This window comes from Methylomonas sp. PHL2-19 (genome assembly GCF_059331595.1).
Genome location: NZ_CP196839.1, coordinates 3283358 through 3299314, shown reverse-complemented (window position 1 = coordinate 3299314; position 15957 = coordinate 3283358). Strand labels below are relative to the sequence as shown.

The following is a 15957-nucleotide window of genomic DNA, read 5'->3' as shown; positions in this document are numbered from 1 at the left end:
AGTGCTAAGATTGACTCATGAGAGTCTCAAAAGAAGAACTAATTGCCGTATTGGCCCAATTCAATCCCTGGTGGAGAAGCGAACCGATTGCCGATTTGCCAGATTGGCAGCGTGCCGCTTCGCGTGAGTTAAGTCGCTGGATCAATCATCCGCCTGCCCATCGCGCCATTTTGCTGTCCGGCGCACGCCAGGTCGGCAAGACCACATTGCTGCTGCAACAGATCGACGCTTTGTTAAAGCAAGGTGTTCCGGCGGCCAACATCCTTTACGCCACTTTTGACCATCCGGTGCTCAAGTTGGCAGGCATCGAAGCGGTTTTGGAAGCCTGGCGCGAACGCGAGCCGCGGGTCGATGGACCTGAATATCTGTTCCTCGACGAAGCTCAGTTTATTCGCGATTGGGGCACCTGGGTCAAACACCAGATCGATTTCAACAAACAGCGTCGCATCGTCTTTACCGGTTCGGCCATGCCCTTGGTGGAAGCCGACCAGGAGTCCGGCGTCGGTCGCTGGCACACTATTCGGCTGACTACGCTGTCGTTCTACGAGTACCTGCAAATCAAACAAGTGCAACTGCCACCGTTACCGCCATTAAAGAGCTTGACCGAGCTGTTCGACTGGACGCCGCCACAATTTTACCGGGCGCAGGAAATCGCCGTGCCTTATGTCGGCCATTTCCACGAGTATCTGATTCGCGGTGGTTTCCCGCAAACCGCCCAAGTGGAAAGCATCACTCAGGCGCAACGCTTGCTGCGTGAAGACATTATCGATAAGGCGCTCAAGCGCGATATGACCGCGCTGTTTGGTGTGCGCCGGATTCTCGATCTTGAGCATACCTTCCTCTATCTGTGCATGCATGATGGCGGTTTGCTGAATATCACCGACTTATCCAGCAACCTGGAAGTCAAACGTCCCACGGCTCAGCATTTCATCGAGCTGTTGGAAGCCTGCCACCTGATTTATCGCTTGCCGCCGTTTGGCTATGGCAAAGACGTGCTCAAGGGCCGCTTCAAAATTTATCTGGCCGATGCCGCGATCGCGCCCGCTGTTTTACTCAAGGGCAAAAGTATCATCGACGATCCCGCCGCCTTGGGCGTAGCGACCGAAACCGCCGTGTTTAAACATCTTTTTGCGCGCTATTATTCCCAAAATGTGCGTTTTACCTACTGGCACGGGAAAAAAGACCGCGAGGTCGATTTAGTCGCGGAAATCGGCGGCCAATTGATCCCCTTTGAAGTGAAATACCGTGCCCAGCATACCGGCGCACGGGAACTGAAAGGTTTGATCGAACTGTGTGAGCAAAAGAAAATTGCCCGCGGCTACGTTGTCACTAAATCGCTGGATGACTTCGGCTTAATGACCGGTTTGCCGCAAACTGGCGATACTGCCAGCCAGATTATGCGTCTACCCGCACCGTTGCTGTGCTACTGGATGGGGGCTTCGGAATTGAATCAACCCGAATTTAACGATTAAGCCGGGCAACCGGCGATAGGAAACCATGCATCAAAGCCAACTCAAATGGATTGCAGACTTAATCTGGAAATATCGCCGATGACCGTCTGCGCGACGTGTATAGCCGAGGCAAACCAATCGCTGCGCCGCAATCGTAAATTTGAATTCAGTCAAACTTAGCCAAGGTAGCAGACGCAATGTGTAAGGGAAAATAATGATCCTGACCGATAACGAGACCAAAGTCGATTTATTGAATAACGAGGCCATAGCGACGACAATCATTGGCCTTCTTCGGAAAAATCCAGATCATCCTGTGACGATCGGTGTGCATGGCGACTGGGGGGCGGGCAAGTCTAGCGTACTTGAAATGATAGACTCAGGTTTCGAAGGGACTGAAGAAGTGTTATGCCTCAAGTTCAACGGGTGGCGCTTCCAGGGTTTCGAGGATGCGAAAATCGCCCTAATTGAGGGAATCGTAACTGGTTTGATCGAAAAACGTCCGGCGCTTACCAAAGCTGTATCCGGTGTCAAGGAGGTGTTCCACCGCATAGATTGGTTGAAGGTTGCCAAGAGAGCGGGAGGTTTGGCTGTTACGGCTTTTACAGGAATTCCAACGCCTGATCAGGTAACGGGTATTATTGGCTCTCTCGAAGGGGTGTTGGAAGATCCTGCTAAACTGGCAACGAAAGAAAATATCTCGGCCACTATCGGTGAAGTGAAAGCTCTGCTGAAGCCCTGCGAAACCAAGAATGTACCTGAAGAGGTAGAAGCGTTCCGCAAGGCGTTTGAGCAGCTTTTAAAGGATGCGGGTATCGAGCAGCTTGTAGTCCTAATCGACGACCTTGACCGTTGCTTGCCTGATACTGCGATCGAAACCCTCGAAGCAATTAGGCTGTTCGTGTTCACGCCCCGAACTGCATTTGTAGTCGCAGCTGACGAAGCCATGATCGAGTATGCGGTACGCAAGCACTTTCCCGACCTTCCTGATAGCACTGGGCCTCGGGACTATGCCCGTAACTACCTAGAAAAGCTCATTCAGGTTCCGTTCCGCATTCCTGCACTCGGTGAGGCTGAAACACGAATTTACGTAACGTTGTTGCTCGCCGGCGCGGAGATTGGCGAGGGAGATGCAGACTACGCGAAGCTCATTGGTGTGGCTCGGGAGCAGCTTAGGCGTCCTTGGACCAGTGGTGGTCTCGATGCCGCGACCGTTAAAAATGCGCTTGGGCAGAAGGCAGAGAAAGTCAACAATGCGCTCGCCCTCAGTGATCAGATTGGTCCGGTTCTGGCCAGCGGAAGCAAGGGCAATCCGCGGCAGATCAAAAGATTCCTCAATACGCTTCTCTTACGTGAGCGCACCGCTGAGGCACGTGGCTTCGGGGATGACATTAAATTACCAGTGCTTGCTAAGCTCATGCTTGCAGAGCGCTTCATTCCGAGACTGTTTGAGCAGATAGCGTTTGTTGCGGCAGTTCATCCTCAAGGATTATGCGAAGATCTCGAATCACTTGAAAATGACTTGGCGACTTCTGAGGAACAATACAACTCAGAGAACGAATTGAAAGATCAGAAATCCTTCGATCCAGGGGTTAGTGCTGGTTCTGGTGTCTTAGCTGAATGGAAGTCTTTGGAAACAGTATGTGAATGGGCATGCTTATCACCAAAGCTTTCGGGCATCGATTTACGCCCTTACTTGTTCGTAACAAAGGACAAAAAAGATTACTTTGGCCCGGTATCAGTTCTAGGTTATTTGGCTGTTGTGGTAGAAAAACTTTTCGGTGGCAAAATGACTGTCCAGGGTTACGAATCCGAACTGAAGCAGCTCGTTCAACCCGAAGCAGACAAGGTATTTGAAGCAGTGCGTACCAAGATCATGAGCACAGGCACCTTCGATACGAAACCGGTTGGTGTCGATGGGCTCGTCGTTCTCGTTAAAGCTCAACTCGGTTTGCAAGGTCGTTTAATGGACTTCCTTGAGGCATTGCCGAGTAGCAAATGCGGACCTTGGGCCGTTAGTGGATGGCAAAGCGTCATCAAAGACGATGAGTGCAAATTGCGTCTGTCAAAACTACTGGGAGATTGGAGCAAGGTCACCAACAACCCTGGACTTAAGGCCGCTGCCGACGCGGCGCTCAAGGAAATAAAGGGAGGGCGCTGATGGGAACGTCGACGTCGTATGGCGGTCCTGGCGGCGGTACGCCGTTAGTTCCAACATGGCTCGGGGATGCAGATGGTAGGGAGGCTCCCGTAACCCCTCCGGCTGGAACGGATAGCCCGCCACCTGCCGATAGTGCGGGGTCACCAATACCTCCAAAACGTCCACCCATTGGTGAAGCTGCTGACCCACAACGTTTTTCTGGTGCCCGTAATAACTTTACTCGATTCGCTGGTTCTGGTGGTAGTGATAGAGCCAGCCTAGGCCGGGCAGTGTCGAAATATGTTTCTGCGTCGACCGGTGGTGCTCGCCTGGCCGCCCAGCGCATGGGCGCATCACGAACGGCTGGTGCTCGGCTCCTAGGCTTCCTGTCTGATGTACAGGCACGGGGTGTTCGTGAGGCATTGCGTGCACTTGATCTGGAGTCTCTCGCGGGACGTCCGATCACCGAAATTTTTGTTGGCTTAGCTGACTATATCTGCCCTGGAGCTGGTACGGTCGATGAAGGCATTGCTCGCGAAGCTTACATCGAAACCATTGTAGAGTTGGCAAGTGAAGGGCTAACCGATCTTTCCACGTTCACTCCGGATCAAATGCAGACTGTCTTCGAGCTTTATGCGACGCATGCGATCGAAGCCCGGATATGTAATGACATCGGCACCAAGGTGGTAACAATGCCGGCAGATGCTAAGGTCGCCCTTCGCGTCGAAAAACAATTACGCGATTTCATCCGTGGCGGGGTAAGCGACGCGCTAACACGAGCCTACGTGGATTCACCAAATCTGACCATAGAGAAGATCCAATCGTTCGTGGATTCGATTTATGAGTCCGCATTTAGCATCCTGCAGGCAATGGGAGAAGCAGAGGCTAACCAATGAAGAGGCAACTTTTGGTGGGCCGTTTTGGCCCTGATGATCTCCTCGAAGTTCCTTCAGAAGCCGACGAGCAAACGACCTATCTTCAGCTCGTTGCTGGTAATCGATCCTTGGATCACGGCATTGGTGATGCACTGACCAATCTAAATAAGCTTGGTGTATTCCCATCGGAAATTGGTATTGATCTGCTCTTGATTGCTGCTCATGTGCATGCGGCAGATACACGAATCTCTCGTACCGAACAGTCGCAAGACTCTTGGACGCGAGAGATTCGCCTCGTGGTGCCGGTCAGTGAACCGGAACGATGGGGCGGAGTAGTAGCAACGCTGAAGAAAGCGCTGGATTTTCTGACGGGCGATAGGTGGATTATCGGATTCAGGGCGCGTCCGTCCCGTTTTGCGGTGATCGCACAGCAGTCCTCTTTAAGTTTGATGGCTCCACCTTTCGATTCAGTGAGCTTGTTTTCTGGCGGTTTGGACAGCCTGATAGGCGCCATCGACTTGCTGGAAACTGGCGAGACTCCTTTACTGGTTAGTCATTTCGGTGAAGGCGCGACCAGCGATGCCCAAAGCAAGCTGTTTTCTGGGTTGAAGAAGTACTATGACAAGTCGCTGTTCGAGAGATTGCGAGTCGGGATGGTTTTTGAGGATGGCCTTGTGCAAGGTGTTGGGTCAGAAAACACGACCCGTGGTCGATCATTTCTGTTCTTCGCCCTAGGCGTGTTTGCTGGCTCTGGTCTTGGGAAGAGATTCACTCTTCGTGTGCCGGAAAACGGGTTTATAGCACTGAATGTGCCCTTGGATCCCTTGCGACTCGGCTCCAATAGCACGCGCACCACGCATCCTTTCTACATGGCGCGATGGAATGAGCTTTTAGGAGAGCTTGGAATTGACGGCAGCATTGATAACCCTTATTGGGATAAGACAAAAGGTGAGATGGCTGCCTATTGTCGAAATCCTGAACTTTTAAAGCAGCTGGCATCAGATTCGTTATCTTGCTCATCACCTACTAAGGGGCGATGGCACGGGCTAGGCATTGAGCATTGCGGCTACTGTCTTCCATGTTTGATTCGTCGCGCTGCATTGGACACTGCTTGGGGTAAGGGGAGTGATGGGACGACATATACCGTGTCCGACCTACACGCCCGGCCTCTGGATACTCGGGAATCGACTGGTAAGCAAGTCCGTTCCTTTCAGTATGCGATTGAGCGGCTCAGGGCAAATCCGCAGCTTGCACATCTCCTTATCCACAAACCTGGTTCGCTTACCGACGAGATTGCGCGCTTGGATCATTTTGCCGATGTTTACCGACGTGGCTTGGACGAAGTGGCGAGTCTGATTGATGGTGTCAAGACGAAACCAAGCTGAGGGGAAAATGCTCATGAACGCTACAGCGGGTCTCGTGGACTTCCATTGTCACCTTGATTTGTACCCGGACCATCAAGCTGCCGTGCGGGAGGCCGAAGAGGCTGGCGTATACACACTTACGGTCACGACAACCCCACAGGCATGGCCACGTAACCACGAGATTGCCCAGTGTACGAGGCATGTGCGAGCAGCTCTAGGTTTGCATCCACAGTTAGTAGCCGAGCGAGCGAGTGAAATTGAATTGTGGGAACGCTATTTGCCCGAAACTCGCTATGTCGGAGAAGTTGGTCTAGACGCGGGACCGCGTTTTTATAAGTCTTTCGAATTACAGAAGGAAGTATTTCGGCATATTTTGCAACGTTGTGCAGCGGTAGGGGATAAAATTATTTCGGTCCACAGTGCCCGTTCCGCAAAGGCTGTACTGGATTATATTGAAAGGTATTTGCCTCCCCCTAGAGGAAAAGTCGTATTGCACTGGTTCACCGGTAGTAAGGCGGAAGTCAGACGCGCTATCGAGTTGGGGTGTTATTTTTCGGTCAATTCTGCAATGCTTGAAAATGAGAAACATACATCAACCGTTACCCTCATCCCTCTCGATAGATTATTGACGGAAACTGACGGTCCATTTACCAAAATTGGTGATCGCATATCAAAACCGTCCGATGTAACAGGTGTAGTTGAGAGATTAAGCCGGCTTTATGGAATTTCGACTGTACTATTGACGGCAACTATACGTGAAAATCTGCGTATGATGTTGGCATCGAAAGGGAGCTCGGACTACTAAGTCTGTCTTTTGCCATAAAATATGGCTAATCCTCGTTATTCACTGAATCGATTTCAGAGCGAGGGGCAAAATTGCCGAGTCTAGGATCGCGCTCGCTGACAAAACTTCAAATAAACCGTCTCCATAAAAAGGAAATAACATACATGAACAAATCTGACCTCATCGACGCCATCGCCAGCCACGCCAATCTGACTAAATCCGGCGCCGGTCGCGCATTGGATGGCATTACTCAATCCATTCAAGCCGCGTTGAAATCCGGCGATTCCGTGGCTTTGGTAGGCTTTGGTACCTTTGAAGTAAAAGAACGCGCCGAGCGCACTGGCCGCAACCCGCAAACCGGCGAAGCCATTACGATTGCCGCCGCCAAATTGCCTTCGTTCAAAGCCGGCAAGGGCTTGAAAGACGCGGTTCAGTAAGGGATAGACCTCATTATTGCGGCCCCATACCCCAGCCTTCCAGTTCAGACTGCCGTTTGACCGAGGGGACATCCAAATCGGTCATCCGGCCTTGGGTACGAGTTAAGGTATCCTGCCTGCCGCTGGATGCTGCGCCGTATTTCTGCGGATTGAGTCGGCTACCCGACCCGGTGAGTTGATCGAGATTCAGCATGGACGCGGCATTGGCGGCGGACGGCAAATGCCCTGTCTGTGCCAGAATGGCCAACCATTCGTCGAGATTGACTTGGGTCCAGTCCACTCGGTCCAGATCCGATACTTTGATGCCGGTGCAACTCGGACTTTCCGGCGTACCGAAATCCATGCCCAGTTGCGGTTTGATCTGTTCGTTGAGGATGCGCGCTAACGGCGAGTTATAGCAGCAATAGCTCTCCTTGCGCACCCAACACACGCCAGCTACCTTGCTTTCGCAATAGGTACCGAGGTCCGTGCAGACTTTCAGTTGTTTCTTGGCAGCCAGTTCATACTCCGGTTCCTCGCAGGAATAGACGATCTGGATGATCATGATGATGATCATCACCACCGTATAGGCTGTCATCAAGGTGCTGAGCAGTTCGCCGGCAACCGCGGCACCGCCGCCCAATTCGACACCACCGGATTCCGCAGCAGGTGTGAGATTACCCGCCGAATCGAAGGCCGCCTGGCCGCCGGCACTGAACAGCGCATTGCCGGCCGCTTCACCAAAGGTCTGGCCTATCCATTCCGCCACCGACTTCATCAATTCGCCTTTGAGCGAGTCGAGCAAGCCTTGCGAGGCAATGTCGCTAGTGCTGAGCATGTCGGTGCCGACCAAGTCATTCACTGTCGAGGCAAAATCCGCCTGAAAACTGTTCCAGGCATCGCCGGCCAACGTGAACGGGGTACGCATGGTTTCCCAGGCGCCTCGAATCGCCGAGGTACTGTCCATGGCCATCACCGCGCTGTCCATCTGACTGGTGGCGATCAATAAATCAATGTAACGTCCCAGTCCCATCGCACCCGAGGGCGTTTCGCAGCAATCGACCAGACTGAGTGCGCCACCGACCATTTTGCAACTGGCCGGCTTGCCTTGGAATACCTGGCAGGTGGTCGGATCCTTTTGCTGCAGATCGGCATTGGCGTAATCGCAATGCAAATCCATCGCCATTTGCTGGGCGCTGTTGAGTAAGGCCACCGCCTTGGTGAAATCCTGGCTTTGCGTGCGATTCACGCTGATGCAGTCTTCGCCCATGCAGCGGATCGGCCCGGCGCATTGCTGTTGAGTATTGCTTTGAATGCCGGGAATGCCAACGGTTTGTCCGCAGTCGTAGGTATCGACGCTGTCCCAACAGGTACCTGAGGCGAGTACACTGGTACATTGGCTTTTGATGAACGAGCAGCCTTGGGTTTCTAACGAAACGCAGGTTTTTTGGGGCACGCCGTTCGCCGGCGGCTCCAGACAATGGGTGCCGGCGGTATCGGTCCAACATTGGCCGTACTGATTCAAATCGCAGTTTCCGGCGGCTTGGATATTCATACAGGTATTACGAATCCCTGACGAACTTGCCACCGGGGCTTGTGACAAATCCGTACCGCAGACCATGACTTGCGAAGTGGGATCGACGTAACAACCCGAGGTATTGGCGGGATCGTTCGTACAACTCAATTGGCTGCCAGCCTGGCAAATGCCGTCGGTGATCGCATTGGCCAAGTTTTGGCAATTCGGCCCACTCCAGCTCCATTCGTCCTGGGTGATCAGTTTCGACAAGTCATAACGCAGTCGTATTCGCGAATAGCCCTCGCCATTACCGCCGACCATCGTGTCTTGTTTGAAGACTTTATTGCCCGCGCTGTTGAAGGCGTAGGTGACGTCGCGATTGGGATGATCGACCCAGCTATTGCTGAGCTCGCAAGCGCCGCCCCAGCCGGTGGAACCGGTATAAATCAGGTTGCCGCCGTAATACACCCGAGCATGGTCGTCGAACTCCACGTCCTCCAATGTAGCGCTGACAATCGCTTCCGGATGCAGGACGTTATAGGTCACTTGCCAGGTAAACACCGCGCATCCGGACGACCAATAGTTGTCGCCGACCCGACCGACATACAAATCCATGCAGCCCGGCCCGCAATTGGATATGCCGCCGTCACCGGATACAAAACTGAGTAACGGTACGACACTGACCTGATGCGTCGCCGTGCAACTCTGCGGCACGGTTGGTTGCCGCAGACACAATTGATAATCAGGTATTTGTACTGAATGGCTAGTCGCCGTTTGCGTGGTCACAGTGGTACAGTCCGAGAACGACTGTGCCCAAGGCGTGAAGTCGCTGATTACCTGATCGCCGTTGTGCCAGATCGGATCGGCTTGTAAATCCGGATGCGACTGGTGGGCATTGTCGATCAAGGTGCGATAGGCTTCGCCGGTGAAGCTGGTTTCGCCGTTCAGGGCGGTCTGTGCATCCAGACCCGCCGCTAGCGTGCCGGGGTTGTTACCATAAAGATTGGCAAAATCGCTGGTCGTTGTTGATGTGTTATTCGTATCCGGAAACAATGTGCCGATCGAAATGGCGCTTTCGTGACCCGTCCCCGGATTCAAGGTCAGCGAGCCATTGCCGGTATCAATCGGAAAGGCAAAATCGCCGAGGATTTGCTCACCTAGTTGTTGGCCATTGCGCCCAGCTGCCTGAATCGCATCTGCCCAAGATACGCCAAACGGCGTCCAGGCCAGCGTCACGCACAAAATCGCAGACAATGTCTGCGTCAAGCAATGTTGCGGTTCGAATAACTCACTGACAGTCATCACAGCCCCACGCAGCAGTCCTGCCAACGCCACAGCAGGTAAAGATGGTCTTCACCCGGCCCCGGATAGGTACGTCCCGCACCCCACTTGAAGGTGGTTTCGCCAATGGCGTGATTGGACTCGGTTTCGGCAACTGGATAAAACATCGATAGCCGGTATTGCGACTTGGGGATGAAGGGATAGATATAGCCACCGCATAAAGCATCGTTGCCCGAGGTCTTCCAGGCCAGCCCGCGCCGGTGCAAGGAGGCGGTCGCCCGCGTAGCCAATAGACTGGTGATGCGCGGATCGGTGCCATAACTGGTCGGCGAAACGCCGGATAAGGGATACATGTGACCCCAGGCGCCTGCACACCAGAACAAAGCATCCAAAGGATTACCGGCCGCCGCCGCAGCAGCATCGGCGACACAAGCCGAAATGGCCACCGGATTGGCAAATAACGCTGTTTCCAGACTGGTGAAGAACGCCAATAAATCGTTGTTCCAGGTCGGGTCCAGTTCCGAGACATATAGCAAATCAAAATCCCGGTAGCCATCAGTGTTGCAGCGACCATCCCAGAATAGGTCCAGCAAAATGGTCAATGGAAACGCAAAGTAGTGGTAGTTAAAAAAGGACATTTCGCTGGCATCGAAATCGGCTTTGCCGGTAGTGGCGATTAAGCGCACATTCGAGGCGCTGAATTTATGTCCGCCCAGCGCCGGTGAACACCAGGGATTGCGGACAATCTCAATCAGCCGGGCCGGGTTCCAAAGGCCCATGGTCATGCCCAGCTCCGGAATGCCCATCGGATCGGTGCAAAAACAGAACTTCTCGTCGGTGGCGATGCTCGGTACGTTGCCGCCGCCCAACGATGCCCCGGCTGCACGAATCGGAAACAAGCAGCTCCAACAAATATCGGTAATCAGGTTGCCGGACCACAGCTCGGCGTCCGAGCACAATGGGTCGACGCTATTGGTGGTGGTTTCGGAATAGACCGGGGTAGCCAACGTCACCAACACTCCCAAAGTCCAAGGCAAAATCCACAGATTCATGACCGCTCTCCTGTTGAGGCAGGCAGTTTTCGTTCACGAACCACTAACTGGTTACCGACTTGTTCGACAATCGCCGGTACCTGCTGTAATTGAAAGCGGCTGCGCACATCCGGTGTCAATAAATACACCGGTGCCTGAAGCGCAGTTTCCAAACGCTGCAAACTATCCCACCCGGACTGGCGCGGCAGAGCCGTGGCCAGATACATCACCCGAGCCTGTTTATTCTGGCAGGACTGACACTGAATCAACTCGACTTGAGCCGGCACCGTGGCATCGAATACCTTCAGGCATAAGCCAAACGGCATCTTGTCCAACGGATTGACGGTTTGTCCGGCTCGGATGATCAGCTGTCCATTGGGTGCCGTCAGATCGCGCGGGGCGGTGATGGTCAGATCTACGATCCGTTCACGATCGGCCTGAGCCGTGGGTAAGTCTTCGAATTTTTGTTGTCCCCAAAATCTCTCAATCGCTTGTCGTTGCTTTTGTTTCCAGTCGATGGCCGCCATCCGGCGTTTGATCTCTTCGAGCAAGTCGATTTCAGCAATCTCGCCGACATCGCCCAAGGTTCCCAAATCACCCTGTTTGCCGGCTTTGATTTGTTCGTCCAGCCAGGGCAGGCTGCTGACACCTCGAACGTGCAGCCGGGCTTTACCTTCCTGTTCGACGATGATGTCCGGCACGGAGGCCACCGACCAGCGTTGAAAGCGGGTGGGGTCGATGACGATGTTGGGCAGCGGCTCGATGCCTTTCAGCAAGCGTTTGAGGTCGGCCATCAACGCCGGTAGTTTTTGGCCGGGCTTTGGACCGCGAAACACCAGCAACACATCGTCTCGGCCTGCGACTTCTTCAAAGATGCCTTTCAGCGCGGACTCACCCAGCGAGAAGGACACAAACAATTGCGTGACTGATTTGTTTGAAGGCGTTGTTGGCAGACCGCTCGCTAATTTTGTCGGGCTTGTCGATAGCGCCTCTGCCCGAATCGCTTGTGAAGACTCCAGGATTTGTTGCGCCTGGCGTTTTATGTCCAACTGTTCGGATTGGCCATTTAACCAGTCGGGTCGGGACTGGCCTTCTAAGGCTTTCAAAATAGCCTGAGAGCGTTGCAGCCACGCTTCCTCCGCCTGAACCGCTTGCACACCGAACCAACAGAGCAAACAGACCACCGATTGACGCCAAGGCTTTTGGGGAAGATCAAAACAACGCATAGGCCCGTCCAATCACTTGATGGTCGTAGACATAGCCCCAGTATCGTGAATCGAAGCTTTTGTCGGTTTGCCCCGTGACCCAATAGGCTGCAGGTGGAATGGTTTCATGACGTTTGAATTGTGTCGTCGGCTTTTTGAGTTTCTCCGTCAAAGGCAGCCCGTCGATGATCCGTTCACCGTTGATTGAGGTGTGCTGCGGATCGACGTGGATGGTGTCACCTGTAACACCGGCGGCGATTTTGACGATGATCTGGCCATCCTTGAAAAACGGTGCCATGCGCTCGGCGCGAAAGGCAATCAAATCGCCACGCCAGATATCCTTGTTATGAGTGTCGATCAGGTACACCCATTTGTCCGGCAGACAGCGATTGACTTGATCGTCGCCGCCGATCAGAAAGCGTTGACCGATATAGCGTTCAACGACCAGCACCAGCAACAAAATCGGTAAAGCTTTCCCGATGAATCGCCGTAATGCCGCTCGGGTTTGATAGGGTCTCTGCCTGGTTTTGGTTGTCTTGGTGGTGGCGAGGTTTGAATGATTGGATTGCATAGACTCACCGGGTGTGATGCTGAACATAAACATCCGCCGGGGCAGCCACCACCGCCGTTGAATCGATGACCAGATAACCCGCATCACTGAGTTTCTTGGCTTGACCCTGCCAGTCATCGACTATTTTGGCCATTTGCTCCTGGCTGGCATTGGGCGGTATCGATTGAATTAACTTGCCCCGGTCAAGTACGAACACTGGCGTGACCAGACTCAGGCGCGCCAAGGGCTGTTGTAATTGCTGTTGAGCAGCTAGCCAACCGCTGATGCCACCCAGACAGGCTGCGATGAAAACGGTGCTGAGCCATTGCGATTTAGGATCCATAACCAGTCTCCCTGGGTTTGCTGCTGCGGCTGTCGATGAGTTGTTGAATGGCATCACCCAGACTCAAACCTTGCCGGCGTAACTGTTTCAAGGCGTTGACGTCTTCGGGTTTGGTGGAAAACAAAATACGTTTGTAAGGATCGACGATCAGCCGACCAATACCGGAACCCATCTCGGTGATGAAGAAAATCTCGGAATAGGCGCCCGGCAAGGTATGCACGGTTTTGAGGAGTTCGTAGCCGCCGTCCGACAACGGCAAGCGTCGATCCTGCTTCATGCCTTCGATGACTTCGGCTTTCTGGCCGAGCAGATACATATTCGCCGAGTTCTCGACGATGGCCCGACCGGCGGCATTGCGGTACAAGTCGTTGACCGACTGGGTAATCGTCACCGCCGCGCCGCCGTATTTGCGAAACCGCCGGTAGCCGTGTTCCATGAACTTGGCCACATCGCCTTCGGTGAGCAAATCCCAGGCTTCGTCGATGATGACGATCTTGGGCCGGTTGCGTTCACCGAGATACATTTCCTGTTGGATTTGATAGATCAGCTGCAGCAATACGACCTGTTGAAGATGCTTACGGCCTTTGAGTTCTTCCAGTTCCAGTACGGTAAAGTCATTGGTGAACTTGGCGTTGTTGTGGCCATTGAAGTAGCGGCCGTATTCGCCGCGGGTGGTGAAGGGAAACAGCTGCTCGCCGACATCTTTCAATCGTTGATCGGCTTCGGCGCAGAGCTGCCGGGCAATGTCGTCAACGGACATGGCCTGTGCCTTTTCAGTCCACAGCTGTTTCAGGATGCGTTTCAGACCGGCGGTTTGAAAATCGGTCAGTTTCTCGGTCGGCGCAGCCATCTGGCTGACCAAACCGGCTAACATATCCGCTTCTTCCTCGAAGTTCTGCACGATCTCGAAGGGGTTCATGCAGATGCTGGAACCGTGGGTGAATTTGACGAAATCGCCTTCCAGTACCTCGCAGAGGTTTTCATAAGAGCGACCCACATCGATCGCCCAGATTTGTGCGCCCTCGGTCAGGTAGCTGACGATGATCTCGTTGGTCAGAAAGGATTTGCCTTTACCGGATTCGGCAGCGATACTCAGGTTGTAGTTGCCGGTGGTATCGAATAGCGACACCGCCATGTGTTCGCTGTTGCGCGAGACGAAATTCAAGGTCGGCGTGCCGGTGCCGGCCCAGTCGCCGAACAGTGGCAATAACGGAATCGCATGCCGCGTGGCCAGGGTGCGGTAGCGTTTGAGATCGGCAATCGCCGAACGCTCGGGACCAAACGGCAAACAATTCAGGAAAAATGGCAGGCAGAAATACTTGTCTTCCAGTAGCTGAAAACCCAGCTCCCGAAAATAAACCCGCGCATTCGAAACGGCCGCCGCTTCTTCGGCTTCGTCACAGAACAGCAGCACCCCGAAATAAGCCCGAATCGGTCGGTCACCGTCGCGGTACGCGTCGAACAACACGTCGAAATGGTGTTTGCGTTGGACCAGCACCGGTAAAAAACGGGCAATCGGCGTATTGACCTGATTGGTGATGAATTGCCGTACGCCTTCCTGTCGAGTGCGGGTTGATTCGGCATCGGGATAATGCAAGGTCAGGCTGAGCAAAGTATTCTGGCGGATGCCACGAGTACCGGAGAGAATATCGCCCAAGTAACTTTTGGCACTGCCGAAATAAAAATGATCGGGGGTGCGTTTGGCGGACAAGGTTTTGACGCGTTTTGACCCAAGCCAAATGCCTTTCTCGTCGGTTCGAATGGCGTTGTCGTAATCCAATAACTGATCACGAATCAGTTGGGTCGGATCGCACTCGGGTACCACCCGGTCTTTCCAGCCGGCATCGGGCTGCCAGTTGAGTAGCGTATTCACGATACGCACATACTGATCGGCGCCCAATATTTCGGGATACAAACCGATAGTCGACAGCGACTGCTGGGTAGCGAGTTGCAATTCGCTGGCCCGGCGGATGTCAGCTTCACTCGGTCGGGGGGATGCCATCGGTAGTTTGACCGTGACCAGAATGTGGCTGCGCCGTAGGCGTGCCCCCGAAATTGCTTCCGGCGCCTTGGTCGTGCCGCGCCGCAAAAAATCAACGCTGGCCTGGGTCATGGTTTTATAGGTCGGCTTTTGCTGCTTCAAACGCCGGGTCTGCATGATCGCCAGCGCTTCCTCGATGTCCGGCGAAGTCCAGAGGCTGATCTGCAACAAGGTGTCAGTCGGCCAGTCCTGATTGAGCAACACATTGACCCTCGCCGACACGCTGGCGTCGGCACCTGTCATCGGCCGGCACAGAAAACCAAAGCCAATGCTGCTATCGGCCATCAAGAACAGATGATGGTCATATTCATAAGCCAGTACCGTGAATAACTGATCGGCACGTTGGCGTTGCGCGGTGGTCATGGGGTCTGATCCTCGAAATACAGGTGTTGCATGGCTTCGGTTTGATGCTCGGCATGCAGGCGAATCGTAAAGGGATGTCGACAAACGCGAACCGCACACTTTTTGCGTTTCAACTGCCGTGCTCTAGCCGGATGACAGGGGTTGATCGGCTGACAATTGGCGGCTTGGACCTTGACGGTCCGCTTATCCTTCGCCAATGTGCAAGGGCGGCGGTTGCCCGCCGCTTTCTCGGTATCAATAGTTGAACCGGTCATCGTTATTCCAGGCCTAAATCGTGGCCGTCACGATGTTGGTGATAATGGTCGGTGCCGCAAACAGGCCGACCCCGCTGGCAATTCCCAGCACAAAGCCCATGATGCTGCCACGCACGACACCGGCGACCAGGCCGACGATGACGAACACGATGGCGATGATGCGGCCGAGCAAGCCTTCCACCCAGCCGGTCAGCAAGGTCCAGACGTTGTTGAACTCGGTACCGCCGGCACCGGCCATGGCGTCGGATGCCATCAACATAAAAAATAGCGATGCCAGGGTCACCAGTACCCCGGTTCGATACGATGTTTTCATCAAAAATGTCCTCGTTAAGGTTAAAAGACGGTT

The 15957-nt window shown here is 53.8% G+C and carries 14 protein-coding genes; 6 read left to right on the top strand and 8 right to left on the bottom strand.

Annotation, left to right across the window (positions count from 1 at the left end; genetic code table 11):
- The first annotated feature begins 17 nt into the window (after positions 1-17).
- From ACR02O_RS15265 to ACR02O_RS15240, 6 genes are all read left to right on the top strand, one after another.
- Complete coding sequence (locus ACR02O_RS15265) at positions 18-1472, top strand: ATP-binding protein (protein WP_033159587.1); 1455 nt, start codon at positions 18-20, stop codon at positions 1470-1472.
- A gap of 193 nt (positions 1473-1665) precedes the next feature.
- Positions 1666-3609 carry a Qat anti-phage system ATPase QatA gene (gene qatA / locus ACR02O_RS15260; RefSeq protein WP_033159588.1) on the top strand — a complete coding sequence of 648 codons (1944 nt, stop codon included), beginning with the start codon at positions 1666-1668 and terminating at the stop codon, positions 3607-3609.
- Between the two features lie 269 nt (positions 3610-3878).
- A complete protein-coding gene (gene qatB / locus ACR02O_RS15255) occupies positions 3879-4484 on the top strand; it encodes a Qat anti-phage system associated protein QatB (RefSeq protein WP_201798989.1) in 606 nt (201 codons plus the stop codon).
- The gene (gene qatC, locus ACR02O_RS15250; RefSeq protein WP_033159590.1) at positions 4481-5848 is read left to right on the top strand and encodes a Qat anti-phage system QueC-like protein QatC; all 1368 of its coding nucleotides are present in this window, start codon (positions 4481-4483) and stop codon (positions 5846-5848) included. Before qatB ends, qatC begins: the two co-directional genes overlap by 4 nt.
- Positions 5849-5861: 13 nt before the next feature.
- A complete protein-coding gene (gene qatD, locus ACR02O_RS15245; RefSeq protein ID WP_033159591.1) occupies positions 5862-6632 on the top strand; it encodes a Qat anti-phage system TatD family nuclease QatD in 771 nt (256 codons plus the stop codon).
- Positions 6633-6775: 143 nt separating this feature from the next.
- Positions 6776-7048 carry an HU family DNA-binding protein gene (locus ACR02O_RS15240; protein WP_033159592.1) on the top strand — a complete coding sequence of 91 codons (273 nt, stop codon included), beginning with the start codon at positions 6776-6778 and terminating at the stop codon, positions 7046-7048.
- 13 nt (positions 7049-7061) lie between these two features.
- Here ACR02O_RS15240 and traN read toward each other — a convergent pair whose 3' ends face one another.
- From traN to traA, 8 genes are read right to left on the bottom strand one after another with little or no spacing between them, the layout of a single operon-like run.
- Positions 7062-9845 (bottom strand): conjugal transfer mating pair stabilization protein TraN, encoded by a 2784-nt coding sequence (gene traN, locus ACR02O_RS15235; protein ID WP_494521958.1) that lies wholly within the window; start codon positions 9843-9845, stop codon positions 7062-7064.
- On the bottom strand, positions 9845-10876 hold the full coding sequence (locus tag ACR02O_RS15230; RefSeq protein WP_336643898.1) for a TraU family protein: 1032 nt from the start codon (positions 10874-10876) through the stop codon (positions 9845-9847). The genes traN and ACR02O_RS15230 overlap by 1 nt, the downstream gene beginning before the upstream one ends.
- The gene (locus ACR02O_RS15225) at positions 10873-12081 is read right to left on the bottom strand and encodes a TrbC family F-type conjugative pilus assembly protein (RefSeq protein ID WP_494521957.1); all 1209 of its coding nucleotides are present in this window, start codon (positions 12079-12081) and stop codon (positions 10873-10875) included. The genes ACR02O_RS15230 and ACR02O_RS15225 overlap by 4 nt, the downstream gene beginning before the upstream one ends.
- A complete protein-coding gene (gene lepB, locus ACR02O_RS15220; RefSeq protein WP_240618072.1) occupies positions 12068-12658 on the bottom strand; it encodes a signal peptidase I in 591 nt (196 codons plus the stop codon). The genes ACR02O_RS15225 and lepB overlap by 14 nt, the downstream gene beginning before the upstream one ends.
- Positions 12636-12953, bottom strand: coding sequence for a hypothetical protein (locus ACR02O_RS15215; protein WP_101053600.1), 318 nt, complete (start codon positions 12951-12953; stop codon positions 12636-12638). The genes lepB and ACR02O_RS15215 overlap by 23 nt, the downstream gene beginning before the upstream one ends.
- A complete protein-coding gene (gene traC, locus ACR02O_RS15210; RefSeq protein ID WP_494521956.1) occupies positions 12943-15357 on the bottom strand; it encodes a type IV secretion system protein TraC in 2415 nt (804 codons plus the stop codon). Before traC ends, ACR02O_RS15215 begins: the two co-directional genes overlap by 11 nt.
- Positions 15354-15611, bottom strand: a complete 258-nt coding sequence (locus ACR02O_RS15205; RefSeq protein ID WP_494521955.1) for an RRXRR domain-containing protein — start codon at positions 15609-15611, stop codon at positions 15354-15356. Before ACR02O_RS15205 ends, traC begins: the two co-directional genes overlap by 4 nt.
- A gap of 13 nt (positions 15612-15624) precedes the next feature.
- Positions 15625-15924, bottom strand: a complete 300-nt coding sequence (gene traA / locus ACR02O_RS15200; RefSeq protein WP_026600538.1) for a TraA family conjugative transfer protein — start codon at positions 15922-15924, stop codon at positions 15625-15627.
- Positions 15925-15957 lie beyond the last annotated feature (33 nt).

Bases quoted from the DNA above. Each gene is read 5' to 3' on its own strand.
- qatC (WP_033159590.1), top strand. From the start codon at position 4,481: ATGAAGAGGCAACTTTTGGTGGGCCGTTTTGGCCCTGATGATCTCCTC.
- qatD (WP_033159591.1), top strand. From the start codon at position 5,862: ATGAACGCTACAGCGGGTCTCGTGGACTTCCATTGTCACCTTGATTTG.
- traN (WP_494521958.1), bottom strand. From the start codon at position 9,845: ATGACTGTCAGTGAGTTATTCGAACCGCAACATTGCTTGACGCAGACA.
- ACR02O_RS15205 (WP_494521955.1), bottom strand. From the start codon at position 15,611: ATGACCGGTTCAACTATTGATACCGAGAAAGCGGCGGGCAACCGCCGC.
- traA (WP_026600538.1), bottom strand. From the start codon at position 15,924: ATGAAAACATCGTATCGAACCGGGGTACTGGTGACCCTGGCATCGCTA.
- qatA (WP_033159588.1), top strand. From the start codon at position 1,666: ATGATCCTGACCGATAACGAGACCAAAGTCGATTTATTGAATAACGAG.
- traC (WP_494521956.1), bottom strand. From the start codon at position 15,357: ATGACCACCGCGCAACGCCAACGTGCCGATCAGTTATTCACGGTACTG.
- ACR02O_RS15230 (WP_336643898.1), bottom strand. From the start codon at position 10,876: ATGAATCTGTGGATTTTGCCTTGGACTTTGGGAGTGTTGGTGACGTTG.
- ACR02O_RS15215 (WP_101053600.1), bottom strand. From the start codon at position 12,953: ATGGATCCTAAATCGCAATGGCTCAGCACCGTTTTCATCGCAGCCTGT.
- lepB (WP_240618072.1), bottom strand. From the start codon at position 12,658: ATGTTCAGCATCACACCCGGTGAGTCTATGCAATCCAATCATTCAAAC.
- ACR02O_RS15265 (WP_033159587.1), top strand. From the start codon at position 18: ATGAGAGTCTCAAAAGAAGAACTAATTGCCGTATTGGCCCAATTCAAT.
- ACR02O_RS15225 (WP_494521957.1), bottom strand. From the start codon at position 12,081: ATGCGTTGTTTTGATCTTCCCCAAAAGCCTTGGCGTCAATCGGTGGTC.
- ACR02O_RS15240 (WP_033159592.1), top strand. From the start codon at position 6,776: ATGAACAAATCTGACCTCATCGACGCCATCGCCAGCCACGCCAATCTG.